Annotated in this window: 1 pseudogene; it reads left to right on the plus strand. The window is 45.7% G+C overall.

From position 1 onward, the window contains the following. Positions 1–282: 282 nt before the first annotated feature. Positions 283–908, plus strand: a pseudogene (locus tag R7040_RS25250) (glycerol kinase); the annotation flags it as partial.

The following is a 908-nucleotide window of genomic DNA, read 5'->3' on the forward strand; positions in this document are numbered from 1 at the left end:
GGCCCGTCACCACAGGCGTTTATGGTGGTGCCGATTGTCGGTGCATTCTTCATCGACATCGTTAACTTAGTGATTTTGCAAGGCTGCATCGCCTTTATCAAATAATCGGCGAAAGGCGTAACCACGCCAATTTTAAGATCATTTAAAGCCAAAGCCAGTCGGAAAAGACTGGCTTTTTTGTTTCTTGGTATGAATCTTTCTCATTCTTGCTTCAAGCAATGAAATCAATGCGTTAATATCATTCACAGGATGTTATTTTCCCAGCAGCAGGAGGCTCCACACATGTCAGAAAAAATATCGACATCAGCATTAGCGAAAATGCGCAATATTGACGCCAAGCTGCTGTTTTCAGATCTCAAACGCGCCGGTTACATCACTCGCCAAGAGGACAAATGGATCCTGACGGAAGAGGGCGCTAAGTTCGGCGGTGAATATGTTGACCACCCCAAGTTTGGGCAGTTTATTGTCTGGCCTACGAACTTGCATATTGAGCTGAATCCTACCTCTGGGAAAACTCTGAGTGCCACACAACTTGGCGATAAACTTCGCCTTAATGCCAAGCGAATCAACCAATTGTTGAGTGAGCTAGGCTGGATAAGTAAATCAGAAGACGGATGGCAAGTCACCGAAGCGGGCATTCGAGCAGGTGGTCAACAGCGTGCAGATAAAGAATCACAAAACACCTTTGTGGTTTGGCACGATGTTGTTTTGCGCAACAAGCGCTTGAAGCAATCTGTAGTGGAGTTTTTGGGGCAAGATGCGGAGTCGCACTCCACCGACAAATCCTACTCCAGTTTTCGTCAAAATTCGAAGCCAAACACCGGACTTTGGATGGGCACTATGTTCGTTCAAAAGGGGAGTTATTAATTGATAACTGGTTGTATTTGGCTGGAATTGTCCATGCTTAC

The organism is Vibrio sp. 1069 (assembly GCF_033340555.1).